19 protein-coding genes, 1 tRNA gene and 1 pseudogene are annotated in these 22,621 nt (G+C 62.8%); 5 read left to right on the top strand and 16 right to left on the bottom strand.

The features are described from left to right. Positions 1-4 precede the first annotated feature (4 nt). Positions 5-493: a DUF4396 domain-containing protein gene (locus DSM104635_RS08545; protein WP_158765795.1), complete on the top strand. Its 489-nt coding sequence runs from the start codon at positions 5-7 to the stop codon at positions 491-493. On the opposite strand, the gene DSM104635_RS08550 is transcribed toward DSM104635_RS08545, so the two are convergent. After that, a complete protein-coding gene (locus tag DSM104635_RS08550; protein ID WP_158765796.1) occupies positions 490-2,013 on the bottom strand; it encodes a carboxylesterase/lipase family protein in 1,524 nt (507 codons plus the stop codon). The genes DSM104635_RS08545 and DSM104635_RS08550 overlap by 4 nt on opposite strands. A gap of 81 nt (positions 2,014-2,094) precedes the next feature. On the opposite strand from DSM104635_RS08550, the gene DSM104635_RS08555 reads away from it, so the two are divergent. After that, entirely contained in the window at positions 2,095-3,075 is a 981-nt protein-coding gene (locus DSM104635_RS08555; RefSeq protein ID WP_158765797.1) for a DUF3137 domain-containing protein, read from the top strand. Here DSM104635_RS08555 and DSM104635_RS08560 read toward each other — a convergent pair. Then, positions 3,065-4,075 (bottom strand): WD40 repeat domain-containing protein, encoded by a 1,011-nt coding sequence (locus DSM104635_RS08560; protein WP_228445975.1) that lies wholly within the window; start codon positions 4,073-4,075, stop codon positions 3,065-3,067. The genes DSM104635_RS08555 and DSM104635_RS08560 overlap by 11 nt on opposite strands. Next, positions 4,072-5,115 (bottom strand): CobW family GTP-binding protein, encoded by a 1,044-nt coding sequence (locus DSM104635_RS08565; protein ID WP_158765799.1) that lies wholly within the window; start codon positions 5,113-5,115, stop codon positions 4,072-4,074. Before DSM104635_RS08565 ends, DSM104635_RS08560 begins: the two co-directional genes overlap by 4 nt. A 71-nt stretch (positions 5,116-5,186) precedes the next feature. On the opposite strand from DSM104635_RS08565, the gene DSM104635_RS08570 reads away from it, so the two are divergent. From DSM104635_RS08570 to DSM104635_RS08580, 3 genes are all read left to right on the top strand, one after another. Further along, a complete protein-coding gene (locus DSM104635_RS08570; protein WP_158765800.1) occupies positions 5,187-7,142 on the top strand; it encodes an AsmA family protein in 1,956 nt (651 codons plus the stop codon). 84 nt (positions 7,143-7,226) lie between these two features. Then, a tRNA-Phe gene (locus DSM104635_RS08575) sits at positions 7,227-7,302 on the top strand. A 187-nt stretch (positions 7,303-7,489) separates the two neighbouring features. Then, positions 7,490-8,296, top strand: a complete 807-nt coding sequence (locus DSM104635_RS08580) for a M48 family metallopeptidase (protein ID WP_158765801.1) — start codon at positions 7,490-7,492, stop codon at positions 8,294-8,296. 508 nt (positions 8,297-8,804) lie between these two features. Here the strand turns inward: DSM104635_RS08580 and DSM104635_RS08585 are convergent. The 13 genes and pseudogenes from DSM104635_RS08585 to DSM104635_RS08645 all read right to left on the bottom strand — a co-directional run bounded on the left by DSM104635_RS08585 (position 8,805) and on the right by DSM104635_RS08645 (position 22,598). Then, positions 8,805-9,047 (bottom strand): hypothetical protein, encoded by a 243-nt coding sequence (locus tag DSM104635_RS08585; RefSeq protein ID WP_158765802.1) that lies wholly within the window; start codon positions 9,045-9,047, stop codon positions 8,805-8,807. Positions 9,048-9,210: 163 nt separating this feature from the next. Beyond that, positions 9,211-10,377, bottom strand: a complete 1,167-nt coding sequence (locus tag DSM104635_RS08590) for a hypothetical protein (protein WP_228445977.1) — start codon at positions 10,375-10,377, stop codon at positions 9,211-9,213. A gap of 225 nt (positions 10,378-10,602) precedes the next feature. Beyond that, positions 10,603-12,837, bottom strand: a complete 2,235-nt coding sequence (locus DSM104635_RS08595) for a hypothetical protein (RefSeq protein WP_228445979.1) — start codon at positions 12,835-12,837, stop codon at positions 10,603-10,605. A gap of 167 nt (positions 12,838-13,004) precedes the next feature. Continuing rightward, on the bottom strand, positions 13,005-13,214 hold the full coding sequence (locus tag DSM104635_RS08600) for a hypothetical protein (RefSeq protein ID WP_158765805.1): 210 nt from the start codon (positions 13,212-13,214) through the stop codon (positions 13,005-13,007). Continuing rightward, on the bottom strand, positions 13,201-14,208 hold the full coding sequence (locus tag DSM104635_RS08605; RefSeq protein ID WP_158765806.1) for an ArdC family protein: 1,008 nt from the start codon (positions 14,206-14,208) through the stop codon (positions 13,201-13,203). Before DSM104635_RS08605 ends, DSM104635_RS08600 begins: the two co-directional genes overlap by 14 nt. Positions 14,209-14,304: 96 nt before the next feature. Next, positions 14,305-14,667 (bottom strand): single-stranded DNA-binding protein, encoded by a 363-nt coding sequence (locus tag DSM104635_RS08610; protein ID WP_158765807.1) that lies wholly within the window; start codon positions 14,665-14,667, stop codon positions 14,305-14,307. A gap of 238 nt (positions 14,668-14,905) precedes the next feature. Next, positions 14,906-15,364 carry a hypothetical protein gene (locus DSM104635_RS08615; protein WP_158765808.1) on the bottom strand — a complete coding sequence of 153 codons (459 nt, stop codon included), beginning with the start codon at positions 15,362-15,364 and terminating at the stop codon, positions 14,906-14,908. Next, positions 15,361-17,727, bottom strand: coding sequence for a CehA/McbA family metallohydrolase (locus DSM104635_RS08620; RefSeq protein ID WP_158765809.1), 2,367 nt, complete (start codon positions 17,725-17,727; stop codon positions 15,361-15,363). Before DSM104635_RS08620 ends, DSM104635_RS08615 begins: the two co-directional genes overlap by 4 nt. Positions 17,728-18,260: 533 nt before the next feature. Next, complete coding sequence (locus tag DSM104635_RS08625; protein ID WP_158765810.1) at positions 18,261-18,899, bottom strand: DNA/RNA non-specific endonuclease; 639 nt, start codon at positions 18,897-18,899, stop codon at positions 18,261-18,263. A gap of 528 nt (positions 18,900-19,427) precedes the next feature. Beyond that, positions 19,428-20,762 carry a sensor histidine kinase gene (locus DSM104635_RS08630; RefSeq protein ID WP_158765811.1) on the bottom strand — a complete coding sequence of 445 codons (1,335 nt, stop codon included), beginning with the start codon at positions 20,760-20,762 and terminating at the stop codon, positions 19,428-19,430. A gap of 105 nt (positions 20,763-20,867) precedes the next feature. Further along, positions 20,868-21,886: pseudogene (gene hemB, locus DSM104635_RS08635) on the bottom strand (porphobilinogen synthase). Beyond that, a complete protein-coding gene (locus tag DSM104635_RS08640) occupies positions 21,883-22,101 on the bottom strand; it encodes a hypothetical protein (protein ID WP_158765812.1) in 219 nt (72 codons plus the stop codon). Before DSM104635_RS08640 ends, hemB begins: the two are co-directional and overlap by 4 nt. Continuing rightward, positions 22,098-22,598 (bottom strand): S26 family signal peptidase, encoded by a 501-nt coding sequence (locus DSM104635_RS08645; RefSeq protein ID WP_158765813.1) that lies wholly within the window; start codon positions 22,596-22,598, stop codon positions 22,098-22,100. The genes DSM104635_RS08640 and DSM104635_RS08645 overlap by 4 nt, the downstream gene beginning before the upstream one ends. Positions 22,599-22,621: the final 23 nt, after the last annotated feature.

The raw sequence follows: 22,621 nt of genomic DNA on the forward strand, positions 1-22,621 counted from the left end.
CGCAATGAGCGAACACGAGCATCACCACAGCCAATCGCAACCCGTAAAGAGTGACGGTCTCGACCGCGTCGCGTGGTCGGCCACGCTGCACTGCCTTACCGGGTGCGCGATCGGTGAAGTTCTAGGCTTAGTGTTGGCGACCTGGTGGGGTTGGGGTGTCGCGTCGAGCATTGTGCTCGCGATCGCGCTGGCGTTCCTGTTCGGCTATGGGCTGACCATCGTGCCGTTGCTGCGCTCGGGCCTTGGCGTGAAGCGTGCGCTGCCGCTGGCGTTCGCATCCGACACGCTCTCAATCACCGTGATGGAAATCATCGACAACGCGATCATGCTGGTCGTGCCCGGCGCGATGACCGCGGGCCTGACGTCCTGGCTGTTCTGGATCAGCCTGGTCGTTGCGCTGACGATCGCGGCGGTGGCCGCGTTCCCGGTCAACCGCTGGCTGATCGCACGCGGTCGCGGTCATGCCGTGCTGCACGAACATCATCACCACTAAGTGCCCGGCTGCACATAAGGCACGCGCGCAAATAACTCGCGTTCGGCTCGGCGCGGATCGTTCTCAACGCGCGATGTGGTATCGAAAATCATCGTTGAGCGCGCCGGCAGCGTATAGGGCGCCCAGCCCGGATCGCCGGTGCGGGCAAAGCGGATGAAGGCGTCCATCAAAGTGCGCGACATCGCCTCGGCCTCCCGCGTGCGCGCGCCGATCCACTCCGATGCTTCGAGAGTGCCGAACACCAACGGAATATCGAGCGTGTGCGGCGCGCCGAAAATGCCGCCCTCCGCCGATGCGCGCCAATCGAGCTGGTAGGCGTATGCTGGCGCGCCTGCTTTCGCCCGCTCCTCCAGCTCGATTAAAGCGCCGCGCCACGATCGAGCCGCGGTGGACGCGGCGAAGTACACATCGCTCGGTGTATAGTGCGGATAAAGCCGGCGATACTCGCTGACGACGTAGCTCGGCAGAATGTCGACGCGCATCGCGCCTGCGAGCCGTGCAGGCACTTCGTCCCATGTCATTGCGAACACACCGCGATCGCTGCCGACAAACCCGCGCGTCTCGTCGTGCGTGTTTCCAATCATCATCGGAATGCCCAGAGATTGCGGCGCGGCGTCAGGATAGAACGGATGCCGCGTGAGATGGCGCTGATCCAGCACCGGGCCGAAATAGAGCGAGCCGAAGCCAAGCACGGGATCGGTTGGCGTTAACGCCTCGACAAGACGATCGGCGGACAGGGCCGCTATGTTGCGCGCAGTCTCCGCGCCTAAACCAAGCGCTGCCAGGTAGGCGTCTGTGCGCCGCGCGGCGTTGCCCGGCCCCGACGCCGTAACTTGCTGACCGCTCATCGTGAAAGCGCGATGGAAGAGTCCGGCTGCCGCGGGCATCGCCATCAATGTCGCGATCTTCGCGCCGCCGCCGGACTGTCCGAACACGGTGACGCAAGCGGGGTCGCCACCGAAGTTGGCGATGTTATCGCGCACCCATTCGAGCGCGAGAATGAGATCGAGCTGGCCGGCATTGCCGCTATCGGGGAAGCCGTGGCCGGCGAGATAAGCGTATCCGAATGCGTTGAGCCGGTGGTTCAGCGTGACGACAACAACGTCGCCATATGCCGCGAGGCGCGCGCCATCGGTAACCGGGCTTGAGCCGGAGCCGGTGTTGTAGGCGCCGCCGTGGATGTAGAGCGCGACCGGCCGCGAGCCGCTCAGCGCCGGCGTCCAGACATTGAGGAAGAGGCAGTCCTCGCTCTGCGCCTCGCCGTCCAAGCCCCGTTGCGGACACGCGGGGCCGAACGCCAGCGCATCGCGCACACCGCGCCACGCTTGTGGCCGTTCTGGCGCCTGAAACCGCCGCGTCGACGCGCCATAGCGCACGCCTTTGAACGACAGCACCTCGCTCGCAACAGCGCCGCGCACCCGGCCGTGCCGGGTGCGCGCGATGGGCGCCGACTGCGCATGCGCGGCGGTCGTTGCCAATGCGAGCGGAGCGGCGATCAGGGTGCGGCGGCTGAACTGCATACGGGATAACTCTATCGGCGCCAGTCGCGTGGTTGCAAACGCCAGGCGGCTGGCGCCAAGCTCGCGTGGGGAGAATCGGGCGTGGATACTGGCACTCAGCCAATCGATCTTGCGCGGCTCGACGACGCGCTGTTCGACCGGCTCTACAAAGGGCGGATCGAGCCGTGCTTTGCATCCAATGAGGAGGGCCGCCTCGGCGCGGTGAAGCAATTCAAGCAGCGGCTCCTGATCGGCGGCGGCATCGTGCTGGCGATCATCGTGCTGGCGTCGATGTTCTGGGATCTTGGCGGGGGCGTCACGCTTGGCCTCATGACGGCGGTGTTCGCCGGCATCGTCGCCTACCAGCCGCTCGCGAAACTCGGCCACAAGCTGAAGCAGGAATATTGCACCGCGATCGCTCAAGCGATGGGCGCCACCTTCAAGATCGGCGCGTTCGACCCGCCTGCGTTTGCGCGGCTCAAAGGCTTGCGCCTTGTGCCGGGCTACGCGCGGTCGAGCTTCGAGGACTTGTTCAGCGGCGCACACAAAGGCGCGCGCTACGAGCTCTATGAGGCGCATCTCGAACAGCGGACCACCGACAGCAAAGGCCGCACCCGCTATAGCACGGTGTTTCGCGGCCAGCTCATCCGTATGCATTTTCCGCGCGAGTTTCTGGGCGTCACCATCGTTCGCCGCGACGCGGGCGTGTTCAACGTATTCGGCGGTGGCGAGTTGGATGGACGCAAGCTTGAGCGCGTGCGCTTGGTGGCGTCGGAATTCGAGAAGGCGTTCGAGGTTTGGGGCACGGATCAAGTTGAGGCGCGCTATCTGCTGCATCCGGTGATGATGGAGCGGCTGATCGAGCTGGAGAAAGGCCTGCACGGCAAGCGGCTGCGTTGCGGGTTCGAGAACGGCGATCTGCTGGTGGCGGTGGAAGGCGGCAACTTGTTCGAGCCGGGTGATCTCTTCAAACCGCTGGTCGACCCTGCGCGCGCGCGCCGCATCATCAACGAGATCGCCGGCGTGGTGAAAGTGATGGATCAAGTGGTGACCGCGCAAAGCGCACGGCCGCCTACGAGCTGAGACTGATGATCGCGCCGCGCCCGGCTTCGTCGCCGATCGCGATCTGCTTACCATCCGCGCTCCAGGCCAGCGCCGTAACGGGCCCTTCACCGGGCTCATCGAGTTCAACGCCCATCTGATCGTTGAGCCGCACCGCGAGCGCTGCGCCATCGGCATAACCAATCGCCAGCACCTCTTCGTTCGGATGAAACGCGACCGCCGTCACCAATGCTTCACGCTCGCCAGGCTGCATCGGCGGTTTGCCCTGCGGCCCAAGCTTGCCGACGAACGGCCACACGATCGCTGAATTGGCGCCAGAGGTGGCGAGCCAACGGCCGCGTTTGTCCCAAGAGAAGCTGCGTGTCTTGGCCGGGTAGCCATCCATCCGGAGATCGATTTTCTCCGGCAGCCGCCAGCCATGCAACGCGTTCTCTTGCATGGCGGAGATCACGTAGTCGGCGTCCGGAGAAAGCGTGATAGCGAGATGCGAGCCGGACCAGTTGAGCGTTTGGCCTTTGTCGTCTGGCATCAACACGTAACGCATCGTGATGCCGTTATAATGGCTGGCAGCGAGACGCCTGCCCTTGGCGTCGAGCGCGAGGCCGCCGACCGTGGACGGGTAAGTGAACGTGTGGACGACCTTCTGACTGTCCTTACGAAACACCGACACGGATTTGCCCAATGCCGCAGCGAATATTCCTGATGCTGAGTTCGACACGAGGTGGTTGATCCACTTGCCGCCGAACTCTTCAACGACTGACAAGGTGCCATCCGACTCTGTCTCACAGAGAAATCCATCGTCGCCTCCAGTGAGAAGTGCGCCTGCGATCGGATGAGGAGCAGCGCACAGGATTGGCCCGCTGTGCACCTCCCTTTTCATCTGAAGGGCGCCTGCGTCATCGAAAACGTGCACGGTGCCGTCGCCAAGCGCGAAAAAGCAAAGGCCCTTTATCCAGTGAACGCTTGTCGCGCTCGCGCCGAGCGCCAAGCGGCGGCCGGTTTCGTAGACCTGCGCCGTCACGCCGCGCACGCGGCGAAGGCTTGCTCCAGTTCGGCGCGGTCGAGGTTGCGGCCGATGAAGACGAGGCGTGACGTGCGCGGCTCGCCTTCGCGCCAATCGCGCTGCGTGTCGCCTTCGATGATCATATGAACGCCCTGGACGACGAAGCGCTTCGGCTCGTCCGGGAACGCGAGGATGCCTTTGAGCCGCAGAATGTCCGGCCCGCGCGCCTGAGTCAGATCATTGAGCCAGGGCAGCAACTTCTCAGGATTGATCAGCTTATCGGTAGAGAGCGAAACGCTGGAAATGCCGGCGGCGGCGACGTGATCGTGCGCGTGGTCATGATCGTGGTGGTGATGATCGTGGCCGTGGTGATCGTGATCGTCGTGATGCGCGCAGGCGTCGTCGCAATCGTGGTCGGGCAGGAAGTGCGGATCGAGTTCGGTGACGCGATCGAGGTCGAACGCGTGCAAGCCCATGATCGCGTCGAGCGCAATATCGCCGCGTGTCATGCGATGGAGCCGGGCGGTCGGGTTCACCGCCCGCACTTGGCGTTCCAACGTGACCAGTTCGTCCTTCGACACCAAATCGGTCTTGTTCAGCAGAATCACGTCCGCGAATGCCACTTGCTCCGCGGCCTCTTCGGACGTCTCCAATTGCCGCGCCGCGTGCTTGGCGTCCACGACCGTGACGATTGCATCTAGCTTCGTCTTTGCGCGCACATCAGCGTCCACAAAGAACGTCTGCGCAACCGGCGCCGGTTTCGCCAAGCCGGTGGTCTCCACCAGGATCGCGTCGAAGCGGCCCTTGCGTTTCATCAAACCTTCAATGATGCGGATCAGGTCGCCGCGCACGGTGCAGCAGACGCAGCCATTGTTCATCTCGAACACTTCTTCGTCAGCATCGACGATCAGATCGTTGTCGATGCCAATTTCGCCAAACTCGTTGACGATGACCGCGTACTTCTTGCCGTGCTGTTCGGTCAGGATGCGGTTCAGGAGCGTGGTCTTGCCCGCGCCCAGGAAGCCGGTGAGCACGGTGACGGGAACGGGTTCAGTCATGGGCGCATAGATAGCTATTCCGGGCCGCTTCGCCAGCGGCTAGGCTTGTCCGGAAACGTGGGGAGACGGCCATGAAAGGCTGGATGCGCTGGGTATTGCTGATCGGGGGCGGTCTGTTCGCGGCGGCGCTGATCGCGGCCGGGGGGCTGGCGTACCTGGTCTACCGTCTCGACGTGCGCGGCGAAGTTGAGCGCGCTGTGGAAAACGCCACCGGGCGCGACCTCACGATCAATGGCGACGTCGGTGTGTCGTACTGGCCCGTGCTGGGCTTGCGCGCCATGGACACGACGCTGGCGAATGTCGAAGGCGGCCGGGCGCCGTCATTCATTTCGGCTGACGAGATCGATATCGGTGTTGAGTTACGGCCTCTGCTTGATCGTCAGGTCGTCGTGCGCCGGCTTGTATTGCAGCGGCCGCAGATCGCGCTCGAAGTCGATGCTGAAGGCGATCCGAACTGGGTGCTGGCGCCGCGTGCCGCGCCGCCGGGTGCGCCACCGACGCGTCCGACAGAACCCGGCATCGATATCGCGCGCACGAACTTACGCGAGGTGCGCGTCATTGATGGTGAGGTGAGCTTCTACGACGCGCGCCGCGGTTCGGGCTGGGTGATTGGCGACGCCGACCTCAGCACCGCCATCACCGCGCTCGATGCACCGATGACCGTGGAAGGTTCGGTGAAGTACAATGACCGTCAAGTCGAACTCACCGCCGTCATCGCTAATCCGGGCGCCGCCACCAAGGGTGAGCTGACGCCGCTCACGCTCACCGTCGAAAGCGAGTTGATCAATTTCGAGTTTACGGGCCAGACCGTCGCCACCTCCGGCGAACTGGCAGGCACAGTGCGCGCGACAGGGCCGAACTTGCGCGACCTCGCGTCTTGGGCAGGTTCGCCGCTTCAAGGCGCAACCGCGTTTGGGCAATTCGCCGTGACAGGTCGTCTCGTGATCGGCGGCGGCGCTTACGATTTCTCCAACGCCGGCTTCTCGATCGATCAGCTGCGCGGACGCGGGGATTTCATCGTCTCCGAAGTGCGCGGAAAGCCCTATATTAGTGGCCGTCTTGAGCTGTTTGATTTTGACCTGAATCCGTACCTCACCGGCGAGCCGCCGCCGCCGCCAAGCGAAGACGCGGCCGTTGCAGCTGCGGTGCTGCCGGAACAGGGCGAACCCCAGACGACCGCCGAAATCGCAGTGATGGAAGCGCCGCCACGCGCGCTCGACGTGCAGGCGGCGCCAAGCGCTGCGCCCGTGAGCTTCGCCGGCTTACAAGCGTTCAACGCCGACCTCGAACTGGTGACTCACGCGGTGCTGGTGCAGCACCTGCGCATCGATAGCTCGCGGCTCAACCTCGTGCTGAACGATGGCTTCATGGCCGCCACACTGCACAATCTGGCGCTCTATGGCGGCTCCGGCCGCGGGCGGTTCGAGATCGACGCACGGGCGCCGGCGACGCGGATCGTTCAGGATCTGGCGTTCAGCAACGTCGATGCACGCCGTTTCCTCGGCGACGCGATCAACTTCACCAATATCGAAGGGCGCGCGGAGATTGGTCTCAACATACGTGCTCAAGGCGCCACGCAGGCGGAGTTGCTGGCGAGCGTCGATGGCACGACCCATCTGGAAGTCGTCAGCGGGGTTCTGCACGGCGTCGATCTCGGCGGCGTTGCGTCCACCATCCGCAACGCGTTGCGCGGCGAGCTGATCGCGCCGGAAGCGCGGACCCCGTTCCAGGGTTTCTCCGGCACCTTCGCCATCGCCGACGGCGTGCTCGCCGCCGACGATCTTTCCTTCAACACCGAGAACCTGCGCATCCCCGGCATCGGCGTCATCGACGTGCCGCAGCGCCGGGTCGATGTGCGGCTCGCGCCGCGCTCGCCGCGCGGTGGCATCGTGTTTCCATTCTCGGTCCGGGGACCGTGGAGCCAGCTCAGTTACGCCAGTGACCTAAACGACCGCGCTCAGCGTGATATCCTGGCCCGGGTGCGGGCGACGGAGGCCGCGTCTCGGGCCGCCGAGGCTGCGGAATAGGGCCGCCGGGCGGCGTGGACAGGGCCGGGCGGTCCCGCTATAGACCCCGCTCCGCGCCGGGAGGCTAATCCGGCGGCCGGGTTTGCCTGGGTAGCTCAGTTGGTAGAGCAGCGGATTGAAAATCCGCGTGTCGCTGGTTCGATTCCGGCCCCAGGCACCAGCCTTCGCTGCGCGCAGCGGAGCGTGGGATGTCCTCCGAAGCCTTGGCGTAGGAGGACTGTTGGACGCCTTCGCGCAGCTTCGGATGGCAGGCCAGCCTCTCATCATTAAAACGCCACTTGCCTCCGGCGCGTCTCGGTCGAAGATAGTCCTGCAAGGGATCAACGCCCCGGGTGTGGAGGAAGCTCATGTGCAATCATCACGGCGCAGCTGACGACGAAGCTCAGATCAAGCCCACCACCATCGGCCGGCGCGACATGCTGCGCGGCGTGGCCGCCGGCGCGCTGGCCCTGACGGCCGGCGCGTGTGCCACCAATCCGGAAACGGGCCGCAGCCAGTTCATCATGATCGACGACGCGCAGCTGCAGCAGGCGGCGCTGCAAGCTTGGGCTCAGCAGGTGCAGCAACAGCCCACCTGGAACAACCGCGCAGCGCAAACCCGCCTCGAGCGCGTTGGCCAGCGCATCGTCAACGCCGCCGGGCGCGGCAACCAGCAATGGGAATTCCGCTTGTTCGACAGCCCGCAGAAGAACGCGTTCGTGCTGCCGGCCAACAAAGTCGGCTTCTATCGCGGTCTCTATGAGATCTGCGACGTCGATGATTACATGGCGACCGTGCTTGGCCACGAGACCGGCCACGTCACTGGCCGCCACGCCGCTGAGCGCTACAGCCGCGCCGCCGCGACGCAGACCGCGCTGCAAGTCGCGGGCACGCAAGTGAACAGCCAGCTCGCAATGGCGGCGCTGGGCATGGGCGCGCAAGTCGGCGTGCTGTTGCCGTTCGGGCGCGAGCAAGAAGCGGAAGCCGATATTCTCGGCCTCAATTACATGCAGCGCGCTGGCTTCGATCCGAAGCTGGCAATCCCGTTCTGGCAGCGCATGCAGGAAAGCGGCGGCTCGCGTCCGCCGGAATTCCTCTCCACGCACCCCGACCCGGACAACCGCATTCAGCGCATCCGCAACTACATCAACCAGCAAGGCTGGGGACCGGTGTAAACGGGCGAAATCAGGCGCTTGAGCCCGCCTTGCTTCAGCCGGTTCGCGGCGCTAGGTTCCGCGCCCCGAGCATGCCGCCTTAGCTCAGTTGGTTAGAGCACTGGTTTGTGGAACCAGTGATCTAACCGCCGGCGTTGCAACCTAACCTCTTGAATTTACTTGTTTAAAGCGGGCGCGGCGACCGTTGCTTCATTGCACATTCCGTCGTGTAAAAAATTGATGCATTTCAATCCGTTGTGTTCTGTCGCGTTCTGACGTGTGGAATAAATGTGCAACGAAAATCCAGCGCGCAAATCTACTTTTGTTCTGCATCGCGGGCTGTGCACTGACGCTCCCGTGCTTGCGTCGGGCGCGGGTGCCTCGGCAGTTATTGCTCCCAGCGCTCCGCGTGGGCGCGGGCGCAATACCACATGGGCCGCTGTGAGAGTTCTCGAGGATGACCGCGGCGCGGGCGTATGACGCTGTGTGCGCCGAGCAACGGCACCCGGCGGCTACTTGCTCCTGCAACTCAGCGTGTTCGGACACCGGCGGCGTAGGCCAGACAGCCGATCAAGAACCGAACCCCGAGCGCTCCAATGATAAAAGCCCAGAACACCTGTCCGGGATCGGTGGGATGCCGTTCGAGAGTGACCTGCATCGCGGCGAGCGCGGCGAGGATCGGTGCGAGCCATAGTAACGCAACCGCCAAGAGCCGGTACGTGGCCTCCAAGAACAAGCCCAGAAAGGCGAGAGCAAGAAAACCAGACAGCATGAAAGCGCCTCCAAAAAAAGAGCAGGCGTCTCAGCAAGGCCCGAACATGTGTTGATCCCGGCCTAACGGGATCCAGTCACTTCCCGCTTAGCGGGTCGAACAAGGGCTTCTGTGCAGATTCTGGCAAAGGCCCGCACTCCGCGCAAGCGCGAACGCAAGAACCTCAGCGATCCATCAAGCCTTTCGGTAGAGGCGGCATAGGACGCTGCTGAATGAGACCGCGTTCAACGCGTTCGCGAACGATGCGCTTTCGAATGTCGAGGTGAAGCTCCATCGCCTTGAGGCGGTCGTGCCAATCGGGAGACAGAGCGAACACGTTGCGCTTGATTTCCTGAGCCAGCCCTAAGCGCTCTAGCTCGCGGACACGGGCTTTCACGGCCTGCGTGAGGGATGGGTCGCCATTGGGTGCGGCGAGTTCGGCGACCCGGACGACATTGCCGTGCGCCTGCGCCGCGATGATGGGATCAAGCCGGGTCGGGCCGTGGCGGAAGGCTTCACGCGCCAGGGCGCGGCGCTCCTGCTCGGGCGTGCGCTCCCCAAGCCACTCAGTCGCCACGTCCCGCGCCAGGCTACGGAAGCCGTGCTTGATGAAGTCGCGCGGCAGGACGAGGTCCTGACCATTGGCGCGCCGGCCGCGGAGGATGATGTGCGTGTGGGCGTTGTCCGTGTCGTGGTGGTCGACAGCAATCCAACTCAGCTTAGTCCCAAGCGCGGCGCCTGCGCGCGCCATCACCTCCCGGGTGTAGCCAGGCAGGTCGCGCAGCCGTCCGCCTTCCTCTGCTGAGAGGATGATCCGAAAGTGCCGGCGGTCGGACGCAGCCCAGCGTTCGACTCTTCCCGCGCCGTCCACATGGGCGCCGTCAGTGTCGTAGAAAATGCCTCGCTTGCCGCCGCGATCCAGATAGTCCGCGTGGGCCTTCGCCTTTTCCTTGTCGGGCGCCTTTGCTTCGTCGGCGCCTACAGGAGACGACAGGCCGTCACGGGCCGCGGCGTCACGCGCGACGTATTTGGTATGGGCCTTCAGTGCCGCGCCGCCGCCGCCGCCATGCGCGAAATAATGCACCTTTACGACCGCGCGCTGACGGCGATCGAAGGACATGGCGCCGATGCTGACCTTCGTTCCTCCTGCACGAGGCGTCTTTTGCTTCAGCCGGTTCGCCAACTTATCGATGAGCTTTCCGCCATTGGCCGAACCGCCGCCGGCGCTGCCTCGGGAGCGTTGGACCTTCCCTTCAAAGCGCTCGCGATCTGGACGAGTAAGCCGGATCGATCGATCGACGATGAACTCGCTCTTCTCCATCGCGCTCATCGCGAGGCGAGAAGATTTCACTAACCGCTCGAAGCTAGACTCAGTCATCGGTGCTGCTCGATCGTGCGGCCCACACACGGCCCGTGTTGCACGCTACGGCCCGCGAAAAACTCAACGCGCGCAAGCGCTTTGCGCGGCCACGGGCCGCGGCTTTATCTTGCCCTAAGTCCTTCCTTCGTCCCGTCATGCGCTGATTGTAGATGAAAACGAAATTAGTGACGCCAAAACTCGCCTCGCACACGAGGTTCAGGTTTCAGCTGCCGCAGCACGCCGACGGTTCTGAAAGAACACGGCGTCTGTGATGTTGGCCATATCATTGAAGTCGGTGGACACTTCATCGATGTCGAATTCGATCTTGGTCCGTTCGTATGTGAAGTACGGTTCGAGTTCGCGATCGGTCAGCAGAATCGCCCGCAACCGTGGTCCATCGTTGAGCGGCTTGATCAGCGCGATCTCATCCTCGGTGAAGGGGGCGAGCTTCGAGAACACAATGAACGTGTTGAAGCGCGCCGAAGGAAACGCATCCGCGACAGCCTTCAGCTTGGCGACGTCATCCGCGGTTATGGGCTTGCGCGTCTTGCACTCGCCAATGGCGACTTGAACGCGTTCCTCCCGCCCATGAGACGCGATTACGACGAAATCCGTTTCGCAGGTGCGGATGCTCGCCGTAAGCGATGTGAGGTCCATGCCGGTGCAGTAGAGTTCGCCATCCCGCATCCCCCCGTGCCGAACCAGTTGCTGCAGCGTCAGCGTGACCGGAAGAGCGCCTTCCTGGTTGTCGTCGCGCCCGAACAGGCCGGAGCGCCGAAACGCCCAATCCTTGTCCTTGAGCTGGCGCGCCACGTTGAAGCTGTGGCCGCAATACTCGCACTCGAGCCGCCCGGCCGCCTCTTCCAGGCTCTTCCAGAATGTCAGCTGACAATTGGGGCAGGCGAAGTTGAGCCCTCCGCGGAAGACGCCGTGGTCGAGCAAATAGCCCAAGACGTCGGAATTCTTCAGCTCCGCCCCGGCCGGTCGTTGTTCGATGTGGAGCCATTGATAGGCCGATAGCGGAAACGGCGTATGCGCCGCGCGTATGGTCTGCATGGCGTCGGATCGGCTGAACGTGTCGTCCGGCCGATGCCGTTCAATCAAGGTGCGCACGCCTGAGATCTTGAACGGCCGGCAGCCATTCAAGCCGCCCATCTGGTGGATGAGCGTCGTCCCAACCAATCCGGCTTTGCTGGGTGTCGCCTTGATCCCCACGGTTTCGAAGATCGCCGCGATCAGGGCCGTGGTGTCGACGGCCGAGATCGATATGTCTTCCGTGTCGGCGGAGGTGATGAACCCGAGCCCAGCAGGCTCGGCCCGGACGTGCCGAGACGAGGAAAATGCGGTGCGCCCCAGGAAAGGGTTGAGCGCGGGCACGAACGGCGGGCGCAGTGTTGCTCTGGATTGGGCCGGCAGGTCGACAAGGGGATCAACCGACAACACAAAATGCTGCCCCGTGGTCGGCAGGACGTCGCTGAAGGGCTTGTCCGCCAGCGCGAAGGCGGCCGTCGGCGCTTTATGGCGGTCATCAACGGTGGCGAGCGCCGACCTCTCAGCGAAATACTGGATGGGCGCGCGCAGATTGAGACCATTCCACAGCGCGGGATCGACGGCGCAGTCAAATATGGGCGGCGCAAAACCTAGGTCGGCCTCCAGGGGGCGTTCGCGGCGATGCCAAAGGGCGATGCCGCGATTACGGTCCTGTTCTGATCGGAAGCGCTGAACGCGGTCGATCCAGGCAGGGCGGGCGCCTTCGTACCGCGCCGCCTGGCTTGGGTCGAAGAACAGGAGATCGACGCCCGCCGCCTTGATGTTCCAATAGGCGACGAGATCGTCGAAGTTGCTCGCCTCGCCGACATAGAAGCCGGGGTAACGCCACGAATTGCGTACCGCATAATGCTGCTCCAGATACTCGCCCTGCACGGACGCCAGCGGCATGCGGCCCCACTCGAAAGGCGGCACGACACCGTCCTTTTGGATCGTGATACGCCGGCCCATGAGGCGCCGGACGATGCTGTCGGTGTAGTCACGGCTTTCCTCGCCTTCCGGCAGGGCGCCAAACGTCGCCAAGAAAACATCGGCGAGAGGATCGGTTGGGTCCCATGTCGCCATGTCCACGCTGGCGCCGTCCCGCGTCGCCTCGGCGCGATCCCTGAAGATGTAGCGGTCGAGAAGCGCGATCGGGTGTTCAAGATCGACGAGCCGCGGCGATCGCCGCTTGAACAATTCCTTGCCTAACAATGGCCAGGGCAAATGCGTCTGGGCCTCGACGAACCTGGTGACCGGCGCCGTGTCCGATGCGGTGACGAGTGCGTCAACGCGGAAGAGATCAAGCAGCGCTCGCGCCTCGGCGGCATTTCCAATCGGCACGATTGGGTGCCCGCCGCCACCCCACATGGTGAAACTGCGGCGCATCGAGCGGCGCACCGCCTCGAAATCCCCGTGCTCCACACACCAGCCGAGCCGGAGCGGTCGATATCGAAGCCGGAGCGAGAGTGTTTGCATGCGCAGGCGAGGCTACAAGCCTTGGCGTACGAGCGCGAGTGTTTCGGACGATCGCGGGCACTATGGCGGCGGTCTTCCGCCGCGCCCCCGCGGAGGCGCGGCGGAAGACAATTTCACCAAACCTGGCGGGACGGGATCAGTTCGCGGCCCGTTAGATCTTCGACGGCCATCTCAGCATTGTCATAGGTGCTCACGCGGCAATTGATCCATGCGCAGTCTGATGATTTGGCCTGCTCCAGCGCGGCATGCGCGCTGGATGCTTCAATCTCGACTTCGTAACGCACGCAGGCATCGCGAAACTGAATGACCTTAAACCGATGCATGGACGCCTCCCGACGCTTGATATGACGTAAGCGCCTCGACCTCGGCTTCGGACGTGTGGGCCGTCAAGGAGGGCCCGGCAGGATGGCCGGCGTGTGCGATCAGCCAATCGACGGCTGCCTGCGCCTTTGCGCCCGCGGACAGAAATGCGCGCGGTGACTCGCGTACGAGCTTCGCCCAATCGGAAATGTACGCCGCATGATCTTCAAGATGGCTTGGCGCAAGACCGATCATGGCGCCGAGCGTAGCGGACGCCAGTTCCGCGACGAGCTCTTCATGGAATTTCGCCTTGCGGTCGGTGAAATAGTCGCCCAGCCGATCAAGACGGCTGGTGTGGCCCGTCCAATGCGCCAGCTCATGATATTTTGTGGCGCGTTCGTGCTCGTCGCTAAGGAACGAAACGCGTGGCGGCATGTGAATCGTGTCGGTCACGGGGGCGTAGTGTGCGCTCGCGCCGCCGACTATGATCTTGGCGCCGAGGCGTCCGATCCAGGCGTCGAGCGCGTCAGGCGCCTGCGGCTCCGGTGTGATTTCCACACCGATATGCGGCGGCAGATCGTCGATCTGCTCGCAATTAAAGACAAGAAACAGCTTCACGAAGCGATAGCCGCGCGCTGGCTCACCGTCATCACCCATGGCAGGGCGCTTCTCGTTCTTTGCAATCGCTTGACCGTAATAGATGACGGGGCAGGCTTTCTCGCCCTTGCGAACCTGGCCGCCTAGTTGCGCCGCCTGCCGATAGGTCAGCCAGGTACGCTTGGAATATCCGCGCGCCATTTGTGCTGCCCAAAGCAGAACAACATTGGCGCCTCTATACGGCTCGCCCGTGTGGCGGAGCGGCAGGCCGGGCGTCGCCGCCATGGCGAGTTTGGCATCCCACGGCGCGCGCCATGGCATGACGCCCTCATCGAGGAGCCGAACGATTTCGGCAGTGACGTGCGCCAGTGCATCTTGCGCAGAGCGGCGCGGCGAATGGGGTTTGAAAGAACGTGTCATCGACTTGGTCCTGATGGCGCGTGATCGCATTCGCCCTCACGCGCGTTGATGAAGAAGAAGGTGAAGCGGCCGCGCTTGCACGCGGCCGCGAGAGCCTCAAACGGACGCGTTAGCCGTCTCGGCGGGTGCGCTTTTGGCCCGGCCATTGGCCTTGGGCTTGGCGCCGCGTTGGAAACTCGTGATTTCGAGCGCGGTTTCGTAGGTCTTCTTGTCGGCGGATTTGTCACGCACGCGCGGGACGAGACGACCTTCGAAGGTGACGAGCTGACCCTTTTCGAGTTCGACCAGCATCTGCTTGTTGAGTTCGGCGTCGAAGGAGACGCAGCGCATCCATTCGGTCGCGGTGTATTGGCCATCGCGCCCTTCGACGAGGCGGTCGGCTGCGACGGAGATCGAGAGCGTGTTGCTGCGATATTCGTTGATCGAGCCGATGCGGCCTTGGACGGTGAAGCGGAACATGGGTGTTCTCCCGTTTGCGCCGGAGAGCTCCGGCTGGCTCGCGGGTCCATTCCCGCGATGGGTTGCGGGAGGCATGGGCGTAAGAGGGCGCGCGCAAGGGGTCGCTACGCGACCGAAGGCTTGCCCCTTGCGCGCGCCCGCGCCCATGCGAAGGAGCAGACCAATTAAGCGGGATGGATCAGTGAGCTGCTGAAGCGAGATGCGGACGGGAGAGCACTCGCTTGTGCTGGCGGACAGCTTAGCTCTGGCGACACAACAAATGCAGATTGACACGCCGAGCTTCGGTCAACGCGGTGGGATCATTGGCCAAGGCAAATTCAATCGTAACATCGCTGGGAGCAAGCTCGGTTCGCGAGAGAGACAACATGCGTGTTTCCATCGGAACGCCTCGAAGCACGTCGCCGCTGAAAGAGAGCGTCGTTGTGGAAGCATCAGCACCGACCAACGTCGCGCTGAGATTCGACGTGACGAAGCCTTCGTTGTGGATGTGTACGAGAATGTCCAGACGAGGCTCGCACGCGTTCGGCCGCGTAGCGTCGCTCCATGCGGCCGCTACCCGCGCTTCGGGGTTAATCGTGACCACAATCGTGCCTGGTGGAGGCGTGTGCCCTGCCAAGGGATCGTGATTATGCTGCTGACCACGCGCGGAGCCAGCCATGCTTGCGAGTGCTAGAGCTGCGACGACGAGGGGTTTCATGTCCCGGCCTCGGATTCCGAGATGATGGCGTCATAGGCGCGACGCGCGTGATCGTACGCCGCACGCGCGGCGCCTTGCTCGGATTCGCGAATGAATGGGCGTTTCTCGTCCCAAATCTTATCGACGCATTGGCGGCACCATTCCGCGCTACGGCGCGATGCGCGGATGGGTTGCTCGGCAACGGTGACGAAGATCGGATGCGTGTGCCCTGAGGGCAGAATGCGCAAGGCGACCCAAGACGAGCGCTCAAGTGCTACGGAAAAACGCAGGTCATGCGGTTCGCCGTCGGCTTCCAGGGGCGCTTGCGCCGCCACTTGGCCGTTGACCACCAGCTCGACCATGACCGTACGCGTGTCGCCGATGCGCGCTTTCTCAAGATGCCAAATGCTCCAGGTGCCGCGCGCATCGCGGATTGAACGCGTTTCGTCGGTTTGCTCCGATTCCAGCCGTGCGCAGATCGTCGCTTCAACTTGGACGGCGCCTGACGTTGAGAGCGCAACGTTCGCCGTTCCTTGCGGGTGTCCGTTGACACTGAACGCGAGGAAGTGGCTGCGTCCGTCGCCGGAATAGACTTTCCCGAGCTTCAGATTGGAGATCCACGCATTGTAACCCGCGTCGTCCACTGGTCGTTCGGGCATTTGAACGTAAGTGCGCCCGTGACCTGGTCGCTCGCCGGTGATGCAAGGAAAGTCTGTCTCGCCGAGGAAGCCGAGGCGATAGCCGCAGTTCAAGAGATGATACCAAATGTTGAGTTCCCACGCTGGCGGAAACTGGCAACCGGAGATGAAGTCGAGCGCGTCATGGGTGACGTCGATAATCGCTTCGTTGGCGCCGATCGAGTCGAACTGCGGGATCTCATAATTTGGAAGTTCGTTCGACTGCGTGCGAAGCCCCAACGCAGAATGCGTAAATCCGACGATTGCGTTTTGCGCTTTGCCCCATTGCAGTATTGGCAGACACCAAGATGGCCAATCCTCGATGGCGGAGGCGCCGGGATAATTTTGGTCGGCGAGCCGAAGTAGCGAGACGTGTCCGGAGTGGCTGGACGGGAAACCAGAGACCTCAACGCCGTAGCGTAACCAGCTTTCGTCATCTTGCGCCGTCGGGCGAGGGCGCCATTCAGAATTGTTGGCTTCTTGGAATTCCGGGTGCTCCAGTGTCGCTGGCGGGCTCACTGCACGTCCACTGAAAAACTGCCGCTGGTAATAATACCCAGGTCCCCAGGTCAAAACGTCGGCCATGGAAAGCGCTTCGCCGCGAACGTGGCGGATCATCGTTTCTGGTGTGACGCCTTCGGTTGGATTGTCGTAATGGGCGCATCCAGAAGCGTGAATGTGTGGGTCGCCGGAATACCAGCCCCATTCACTAGGATCGATCCAGCGCTGTAGCTGGATGTCGACGGCGCGGCGTCCTCTCGCGACGTGGAACGACTGAGTTGATTTCAAATATTCAGGTCCACGCCAGCTCTCGATTGTATACGGCCCGTCCGGCAGACGGACAGTTTCGCCGGTAGCTCGATAAATTTGGGGCTGAAAGAAAAGGTCAGGCGCGACGCGCATACCCTGAAGCGGAAAGATGCGACTTTGGGAATCACGAGTGATCACGGACGCCATGCAGCTTTCGCCGTGTTGGTCTCGTATACGCAGCACAACGTCATTCGATGGCGTCGCTTCGAAGATGATCGGAATAGGATCGGAAAAGCGCGCCAAATATGCGCGCGGCGAGGAGAGACCGGGATCGGCGCCCGAGATCAACACAATCTCCGAGCGGCGACGCCCACGATCTCTACTGTAGACTTGAACGACTTTGTATTCGACCGCCGCGCCCGAGAGCGGATTGCCGTCGGCAAATTCGTAAACGATCCACGGGCGCTGGAGCGAAGCCTCCGCGCGCACCGTGTAGCCCCCAGGCGGTAGAGCCCGCGCTGCGCCGCTTCCGCTGCGACGGCCTATGCTGGCCGCAGACGGCGTGATGGCGAGCGGCAACACTTGGGCGGAAGGATTTTCGACTCGAATGAGGAAGACACGCCAGCCTTGCTCAATCAGTGTCGGTGTAGCACCGCCTTGCTCAGCACGCCCGACAGAGCTGCCATTCAAGCTGCCATTCAAGAGTACATGGGGCGCAAGGAGCGCCTCGGCCTCCGCAACAGAAGCGGACGTGCCAGCGCCGGCAAGCGTGGCAATACGGGAGCGCACTCGGTCGGAAATCGGGGCGCCAAGCCGCTCCAGCGCGGCGATTACGCGGTCAACGCCTTCGAAATAAGGTTGCGGCGGGATCGACGGTTCAGTCGCGAACGCCGCCGGCCCCGTGGCAGTAGCACCGATCGCCGCCAGTAACGCTCGCCGGTCAATTAGAGCACCCATCGCCAACTCCCCAACTGATATCTGAGATGCCTTTGGGGAGCGCTCGCGTCAAGGATCGAAGCCCGATAGGGCGAAGACGCGACTATGCGCGGCTTCGTGCGCAGCACGAGAGCCTGGCCCAAAAGGCGGCGACGCCCAACCAATCCAACTCCTCTGACTTGCGCGCCTCCGACCGCATGCAAAGCCAAAGACCAAGGAGCGGAGAGGAACGAGGCAATGCCGGATTGATGGCGTTGCTGGGAAATAGCCTTCCGCGTGCGGTCAGGCGCCAGCGGCGCGGCGCATTAAGAATTGCAATACGACTCGCTCGGCATTGAAGAAGCGTCTCGCAACTTCGAATAGGATCGACGCACATGGCGATGAAGAAGAAGGCGAAAGCCAAGGCCGCGCCGAAGGCAAAGAAGGCCAAGAAGAAGAAATAGGAGCGCCAAGCTCTACGAAGCGGACTCCCCACCGTCCGCGCACAAACGCCGCCGCGAGACCGAATCCTCGCGGCGGCGTCTTCATGTTCCGAACCGGTAGCTACTGGGCGTCTAGCAGCCAATCTCTCGCGCTAATGGTCGTAGCGCGTTGGGGTCGACGGCCGGGAAGAGATTAAGTCCGCTACGGCGTTCGATCTCCGAGATGTCGCGTTGGAAGGCGCAATATCGACCGGTTTCGCGGCGGTTCTCGAAGATGAAGCCCAAAGCGCGCCCATCGGCAGTCGCTACAATCTTCCAATAGCCGGACGGGACGCGATGCGGTTCGTCGGCGCGCGGCAGTGCGGGCATTGGCCGCTCATAGAGCGGACCGGTGATGACGAAGACAGGAACGTGCTCGCGTCGCGCCAGATTGCGTTCGGCGTCTTCCAGGCGCCGCCAGCGGCCTCGGTTCAGGTTGAGGCTTTGGGGCGTGATGTTGGAGATATAATTGGTCTCTGGCCAATCAGGCGCGTTGGTGAATGAGCCAAGCGGCGCTTGGTGGCCGCGATCAGCTTGAAGTGCGGAGATGTCATCGTAGTCGCGCGTCTCAAGCGTTTCATCCGGGTCGAGATCGGGATCGTCGGCCCAGCCGCGGTCTTCCTCGGGACCGATCCATTCTTCTCGAACGACGTACGCCACCCAGTCGGCAAATTTGGTCTCCCTATTGTTGGAGAGCGCATAGAGGTGACGGACAATAAGTTCGTTGCTCATACTTGCGCCAAGCGGACAGCCATAAAGGCATTGCGCTGGCGCCGCGGGCGGCGCGCTCCATACTGGCGGTGAGCTTGTGGGAAGAGACGGCGCGGGCGCAGGCGGCGTAGCACAGCCCGCGAGCGCCAGGGCGAGCGCGACCAGCATTGCATTCAGGACCGATCGCGTGGGACTCACCTGCATCAGCGGAGCTTTCAATCTCAAAGGCGCCAAAGCAAGGGGTCGGATTTTGCATTGGCCCCTTGCGGGCGAACGCCCGTTTGCGAAGAGCAAGAGCCAAGAGCGGGTGAAGGGCTGTGGCGTCGACGAAGGGTCGTGCAGCGGAGATGCAACGCCTTACTGAAACGCCCAAGGACGGGATCGGACCGCCAATTGGCCAAGCGGCAGTTACTCGGCTGCGATCGCTAACGGCTCATCGGTAGGAACAGACGTCCGAAGCACCTCCGGCAACACGCGCTGCCTTTGAAGATGCGTTTTGCTCGGCGTGTGGCGGCCATGGCGCCCGGCGCGGGTTATGGCGGGGCGGCGTTAGCTGGCGAGGCGCGTTGGTTCGACGCTAACGTGGCCCGAAGGCACGCGGAGCGTAAAGCATGAGCCAGCCCCCGGCGTGCTCGCAGCCGTCAACTCCCCTCCCATGGCGCGTGCAATGCGGCGCGCCGCGGCAAGTCCTAAACCCAGTCCGTCCTTGCTTCGTGTGTTCGACATATCGCTCTGTCGAAACGCTTCGAAGATAACTCCAAGCTGGTCGGCCGGTATGCCGGGCCCGGTATCTTCGACCGAGATCAAGGCGCAATCGCCAACCGCTCCGACGCGAACGACAATGCGCGCACTCGACGTGTGTTCACGGGCATTGGCGAGCAAGCATCCTATGCATTGCGCGAGCCGGTCCTTATCGGCGAAAATTGTGGGCGCTTCATTGTCGGCGAAGATCAGCGCAACGTGGGTGTCGCGATCAATCTCGGTCTTCCGGATCAAATCGCGTATGAACATGTCGACATCGATGGGAGTGGGAGTGAGACGGAGTTTACCTGCGTCGAGATCTGCGAAGTCCAAAATGCGGTCGAGCAACCCCAACAAGCGGCGAGCGGCCTGGGTGATCTTACCAGCGTCTGACGCGATCGCCCCTTCGGAATCTTCTTCGATCATCTCGGCATAGTTGATGACCGCGTTGAGGGGCGTGCGCAGTTCATGCGTCATCGTTGTCAGGAACTGCGTCTTGGCGATGCTGGTTTCCTCGGCGGCTTGACGCTCGGTATTGGCACGCATCATTTGGCCGACCAGCGCCGATAGGCGACCGCGCAAGAAGTAAGTGCAGAGGAGGAGATTGGCGAACGCCGCCAGAAAAACGCCGGCGGCCGCCAAATTCTCGAGGCGCATCGCAAGCACCGCCAACATGGCCAGCACCGGTGGACTGCAATAGGCAAAGAAGACTCGCTCGGACTGCGAGAACGAGACGACGCCGCGGATGAGCGTTGCGCCGACCAAGGCCGCGGCGACGAAGTCGCCTGCCGGCCCGGCGGCAAGCCAAGCGGGGAGCCAACCCAAGAGGTAGAGACATGACGTCATCAGGAGGATGAGGACGCTGGCGCGTTCAGCTCTGCGCGCTTCGTCCTGGGCGAAGGGTCGAACGAAGCGCTGGAGCAGCCAAGGGCTGATGCGCATTTCGTAGAGAGCAAAGGCCACGCACCAGGCGAACGCCCAAGGCCAACCCAGCCAGTAAGCGCTGACCAAAGTCTGCACAACGCCGAGGGAAATCCGTCCGGGTCCCAGACGTGTGGCCGTCTCTGCAAAAGCGCCGAGTGAAACGCTCTGCGCCAATGCGCTGGCCTCAACGCGTTTCGCTGTTTCGTTATCGCTAATCATGCTGTTCGATTGTGACGCCTACGAAGGCAGAATCGGAGCTTGGCGGCTTGGCGCCGCGCGATCCAATAATCCTGAGCTATGCGCCCATACGCCAACGAATATGGATCAGCCTGACGGCGCCGATATGAGCTGGGCGGCCTGAGGCGCAAAATAAGTCACTACGCCGTCGGCGCCTGCGCGTTTGAAGGCTAACAATGATTCCAGCACGGCCTGGTCTTCGTCGAGCCAATTGTTCAGTGCAGCCGCTTTGATCATGGCGTATTCGCCTGAGACCTGGAACGCGTAGGTGGGCAAACCGAATTGGCGCTTCACGCGTGCGACGATGTCGAGATAGGGCATGCCTGGCTTGATGAGCAGCATGTCGGCGCCTTCTGCGACATCCATCGCCACTTCGCGCTCGGCTTCATCGGCATTGGCACAATCCAGCTGATAGGTGCGTTTATCGCTGGGAGCGTGATTGGAGCCTCGACCAAGCGCCGCCGAACCGATGGCGTCGCGGTAGGGGCCATAGAATGCGAGGCGTACTTCGCGGCGTATGACATGATGAGCGTGTCGTGATGGTAGCCGGCTTCGAGCGCGTGCCGAATGGCGCCAACGCGTCCGTCCATCATGTCGGACGGCGCTACGATATCGGCGCCTGCTTCCACTTGAATGATCGCTTGTTCGACCAAAAGTTCGATGGTGGCGTCATTCAGGATTTGACCGTTTTGGACAAGCCCATCATGGCCGTGGTCCGTGAACGGATCGAGCGCGACATCCACCATGATGCCGACGCTTGGCGCCGCATCTTTCAAAGCGCGTACGGTGCGGCAGACGAGGCCGTCAGGGTTGAGCGCTTCTCGTCCTTCAGAGTCCTTTTTGGCCGGCTCGATGTGCGGGAAAATGGCAAGGGCCGGAATGCCCAAATGCTCAGCGCGCTTCGCAGCAGCCGCTGCGGCGCGAATGGAGAGTCGTGGCGCGCTCGGCATTGAGGCGACCTCAATCGCGTCTTCAGCGCCATCGTGCACCACGATGGCCCAGATCAAATCGTCGGGTGAAAGGGCATGTTCGCGGGTGAGCCGACGCGCCCAGTCTGATTGGCGAAGCCTGCGAGAGCGCGAAGCCGGGTAGCGAGCGATGGTCACGATTGCTCCGTGTTGGCTTGGTCTTGGCCCTTTGGATCGCCTTCAGCAGTTTTCTCGCCGGCCGCCAGCGCGCGATCATAGGCGCGAACCGCATCCATCAAATGATCCAGGATTTTAAACGTCGCGTTGGCGCGCGCGGCGGCAAGCAATGCTTCCACGGCAAGGTCGCGGGCATGCAGCAGGGCTGCAAAATCTGGCGGCGGGCGGTTCCTCATAGGGGCCGCCACACGCCTTCAATTTGAGATCGTGGGACCGGACCCCAATAGCGGCTGTCAAAGCTGTCGTCGCTTTCGCCCATAAGAAAGACTTCGTCTGCGGCGAGCGGACGGCACTCTGTCCATTGCGGCAGTGCAGCGCCCGCAGTGTCAACAGAAGCGCGCGTGGCGACGACAATGCCATTCAGGACTATGCGCGAGCCAACCACGCAGACGTGGTCGCTTGACGTTGCAACTACGCGCTTGATGAAGCGATCTCCGCTGTCGGTGAAGTTGCGTCCCAGCGCATAAGCTTCAGCGACATCGCGCGCACGTACGGTGACGATCGCGCCAATGGTGATTGGCGCATCTGACCGAACATAGAAGCCCACCGGCATCGAGGGGGAAGGGTTGTAGAGAATGATGTCGTCGGCATTCGCCGCCACCATTGCGGCGGCCCCGAAGGCGCAGACAACGAGGATGACGATGAGGCGGCGACGGCGCGGGTCAGGACGCACGAATGACCTCGCAACCTGGTGCC

It is taken from the genome of Terricaulis silvestris, assembly GCF_009792355.1.
GTDB classification, from domain to species: Bacteria; Pseudomonadota; Alphaproteobacteria; order Caulobacterales; family Aquidulcibacteraceae; genus Vitreimonas; species Vitreimonas silvestris.

What these genes read in the sequence shown, in the direction of transcription:
- DSM104635_RS08545 (WP_158765795.1), top strand. Translation starts at nt 5, where the DNA reads ATGAGCGAACACGAGCATCACCACAGCCAATCGCAACCCGTAAAGAGT.
- DSM104635_RS08550 (WP_158765796.1), bottom strand. Translation starts at nt 2,013, where the DNA reads ATGCAGTTCAGCCGCCGCACCCTGATCGCCGCTCCGCTCGCATTGGCA.
- DSM104635_RS08565 (WP_158765799.1), bottom strand. Translation starts at nt 5,115, where the DNA reads ATGACTGAACCCGTTCCCGTCACCGTGCTCACCGGCTTCCTGGGCGCG.
- DSM104635_RS08570 (WP_158765800.1), top strand. Translation starts at nt 5,187, where the DNA reads ATGAAAGGCTGGATGCGCTGGGTATTGCTGATCGGGGGCGGTCTGTTC.
- DSM104635_RS08580 (WP_158765801.1), top strand. Translation starts at nt 7,490, where the DNA reads ATGTGCAATCATCACGGCGCAGCTGACGACGAAGCTCAGATCAAGCCC.
- DSM104635_RS08585 (WP_158765802.1), bottom strand. Translation starts at nt 9,047, where the DNA reads ATGCTGTCTGGTTTTCTTGCTCTCGCCTTTCTGGGCTTGTTCTTGGAG.
- DSM104635_RS08600 (WP_158765805.1), bottom strand. Translation starts at nt 13,214, where the DNA reads ATGCATCGGTTTAAGGTCATTCAGTTTCGCGATGCCTGCGTGCGTTAC.
- DSM104635_RS08605 (WP_158765806.1), bottom strand. Translation starts at nt 14,208, where the DNA reads ATGACACGTTCTTTCAAACCCCATTCGCCGCGCCGCTCTGCGCAAGAT.
- DSM104635_RS08610 (WP_158765807.1), bottom strand. Translation starts at nt 14,667, where the DNA reads ATGTTCCGCTTCACCGTCCAAGGCCGCATCGGCTCGATCAACGAATAT.
- DSM104635_RS08615 (WP_158765808.1), bottom strand. Translation starts at nt 15,364, where the DNA reads ATGAAACCCCTCGTCGTCGCAGCTCTAGCACTCGCAAGCATGGCTGGC.
- DSM104635_RS08620 (WP_158765809.1), bottom strand. Translation starts at nt 17,727, where the DNA reads ATGGGTGCTCTAATTGACCGGCGAGCGTTACTGGCGGCGATCGGTGCT.
- DSM104635_RS08625 (WP_158765810.1), bottom strand. Translation starts at nt 18,899, where the DNA reads ATGAGCAACGAACTTATTGTCCGTCACCTCTATGCGCTCTCCAACAAT.
- DSM104635_RS08630 (WP_158765811.1), bottom strand. Translation starts at nt 20,762, where the DNA reads ATGATTAGCGATAACGAAACAGCGAAACGCGTTGAGGCCAGCGCATTG.
- DSM104635_RS08640 (WP_158765812.1), bottom strand. Translation starts at nt 22,101, where the DNA reads ATGAGGAACCGCCCGCCGCCAGATTTTGCAGCCCTGCTGCATGCCCGC.